At 71.1% G+C, this 2,891-nt stretch carries 2 protein-coding genes and 1 pseudogene; 2 read left to right on the forward strand and 1 reads right to left on the reverse strand.

Annotation, left to right across the window (positions count from 1 at the left end):
* Nucleotides 1–540 (reverse strand): annotated as a pseudogene (locus ADBZ6I_RS16905) (hypothetical protein); the annotation flags it as partial.
* Nucleotides 541–573: 33 nt separating this feature from the next.
* Here ADBZ6I_RS16905 and dcd point away from each other — a divergent pair.
* Together dcd and ADBZ6I_RS16915 are read left to right on the forward strand one after the other, a co-directional pair.
* Nucleotides 574–1,149: a dCTP deaminase gene (gene dcd, locus ADBZ6I_RS16910; protein ID WP_526385897.1), complete on the forward strand. Its 576-nt coding sequence runs from the start codon at nt 574–576 to the stop codon at nt 1,147–1,149.
* A 120-nt stretch (nt 1,150–1,269) separates the two neighbouring features.
* Nucleotides 1,270–2,891 (forward strand): DUF7159 family protein (locus ADBZ6I_RS16915; RefSeq protein ID WP_526385899.1); only part of this gene is annotated, 1,622 nt, incomplete at its 3' end.

A 2,891-nucleotide genomic window follows, 5' to 3' on the forward strand; every position in this document is an offset into this window, starting at 1 on the left:
GATCCAGCGTCCTTCGGAGATCGAGTACTGCCCGATGCCGGGGGAGGGCTGGTAGCTCTTGCCGCGCTCGCTGTGGAAGGTGACTTCCACCGGCACGCCGTTGAACAGGATGTGCCCCTCCTGGCGTCGCTCGACGTCGTCGTTGAGCAGCCGCAGCAGCCGGCCCAGCGGCTCCGGCGCAATCGTCGCCGAACGGGTGAAGACGTGCACGCCGAAGTCGGAGGCGTCGTCGTACTCATACGACGCGTTGCTGCCGAACAACTCGACGGCGTCGACCGCCAGGCCTGGGACACCCGACGTGGCAACGATGCGGTCAACGATCGTCGTCGTCATCTCCCGCACGTCGGGCTTGAGGACATCGCCGTTCCACAGCCGCGAATCCAGCTCGTCCGGGAAGCGGGTGACGGTGTCGATGCCCGCGGTCACCGAGGCATCCGAGGCGTCGGCCAGCGGCAGTCCGTCGGCCGGCGTCGGGGGTGAGGCGCAGCCCGCCAGCATCAACACCGCAATCAGAGCGCGTGTCGTTCGTGACGCCGTCATCGACCTCCGTTGTGGGCTCTATACGCTCGTCGGGTGCTGCTCTCTGATCGTGACATCCGCGCCGAGATCACCGCCGGTCGGCTGGGCATCGAGCCGTTCGACGGCACGCTGGTACAGCCCTCCAGCGTCGACGTCCGGCTCGACAACCTGTTCCGGGTGTTCAATAACACCCGCTACACCCACATCGACCCCGCCCAGCAGCAGGACGAGCTGACCAGCATGGTGCAGCCGGCCGACGGTGAGCCGTTCGTCCTGCACCCGGGCGAGTTCGTACTCGGCTCGACGCTGGAATGCTGCACCCTTCCCGACGACCTCGCCGGCCGGTTGGAGGGCAAGTCCTCGCTGGGCCGGCTGGGCCTGCTCACCCACTCCACCGCCGGCTTCATCGACCCGGGTTTCTCCGGTCACATCACCCTGGAGCTCTCCAACGTCGCCAACCTGCCGATCACGCTGTGGCCGGGCATGAAAATCGGCCAGTTGTGCCTGCTCCGGCTGACCAGTCCGGCCGAACACCCGTACGGCAGCGCGGTCGCCGGATCGAAGTATCAGGGGCAACGTGGGCCCACCCCGTCACGTTCGTACCTCAACTTCATCCGCTCCTCCAGCTAACTGCTTAGCGGTGTAACGCCGCAGTATGCGCTGCCGATGAACCGTGTAGTCGGTGCTTCAGGCCCGGTGGGCGGCACGAGCCGGGCGGCGCCATCGGAGCAAACTCGTTGGAGGTTTTCGGTGGACATTGTCCTCGGGGTGTCGATGACACCCGCGGCAGTCCGCATGGTCCTGGTAGAAGGGGAGCGGGCCGACGGCCTGACCCTCGACCGGGACTTCTTCGATGTCTCGGCGTCGGCCAGCCCGGCAACGTCTGATGCGCCGGAGCAGGTGGTCGCCGCCATTCTCGGTACCCGGGAAAGCGCGGCCGAGGGCGGCCATCGCCTGGTCGCCACCGGAGTCGCATGGACCGACCACGCCGCCGCCGCGCGTCTGCGCCAGGCGTTGCAGGCCCAGCGCCTCGACGACGTCATCCTGGTTTCCGAACTGCACGCGGCCAGTGCGCTGGCCCAGGCCGTCGGCCGGGCTACGGACTGCCAGCGCACCGCGCTGCTGTTCCTCGAACGCGGCCGCGACGCGACCACCGCCACCCTCGCCGTGGTGCGCACCGTCGACGGTGCGGTGGTCCGGGTGACCAGCCGCGCGCTGGTCTCCACCGACATGGCGGCTGACGTCGGGGACATGGTCGCCGATCTGGAGGCCGGCTTCGAACCGCCTCAGGCGCTGTTCATGGTGGGTTCGGGCCTCGACGGCGCCGACGTCGCCGCGCTGAAGGCGCAGATCACCGCGCGGGTCAGCCTGCCGGTGCACGCCCCCGAGGAGGGCGAACTGGCGCTGGCCCGCGGCGCCGCCCTGGCCGCCGCCAACACCCCGCGTTACGAGGCGTCGACGGTCGGCCTGCTTCCGCCGGACCCGACCTCCGCCGGACCAACCCAGATGGCCGCCGCCGGCTACATGGCGCCGTTGGGCTACAGCGCGGTTGCCGACGACCCCGACGACGAGTTTCTGGCCGGCCTCGACCAACCGGCCGAGGAACCGGACGACCAACCGGCCGACGAGCCGGTCAAGGCCGAGAAAGCCCCCTTCGTCCTGCTGGGCAGTGCCGTGTCGACGATCTTCGTGGTCGGTGTGACGGCGCTGGCCGTTTCGCTGGCCGTGGCCAACCGGCCCGCCGACGACGAGCGACCGGTGCCCGGAGACGGGGCCGCGGTGGTGTCGAACTCCCCGGCGCCCGCCCCGCCGCAGGCGCAGCCGCCGGACCCGCCGGCGGCACCGGAGACCATCCAGGCCCCGGTCCCGGTGGTGCAGCAGGCCCCGCGGACCGTCTACGTGGCCCCACCGGAAGCGGCCCCGGCTCCAGCGCCGGCCGCACCTGCCCCCGCTCCGGATCCGGCGCCTGCTCCGGCCCCCGCGCCTCCTCCGCCGCCGCCGCCGCCACCACCGCCACCACCGCCGCCACCGCCGCCACCGCCGCCTGCCGCGGCTCCGGCGCCCGCGCCGGCCCCTGCTCCGGTACGGCCGATCATCGTGCCGATTCCGGTACTCCCGCCGCTGATGCCGCCGGTCTTCCAGGCGCCACGCATCACGATCCCGACGTATCCGTCCACGGCCTACCCGACGTACCCCTCGCGGACGCCCAGGAGCACGGTGCCGACGTACACGGCACCCCAACCCACGTACACGGCCCCGCCGACGTATTCAGCGCCGCCGACGTATTCAGCTCCGCCGACCACGGCGTACCCGACCTACACCCCGCCGGTCACCACGGTGGCGCCCGGCAGCGGATCGTCGTCGGGTTCGTC

This window comes from Mycobacterium sp., assembly GCF_044342925.1.
In the GTDB taxonomy this organism is placed as follows: domain Bacteria; phylum Actinomycetota; class Actinomycetes; order Mycobacteriales; family Mycobacteriaceae; genus Mycobacterium.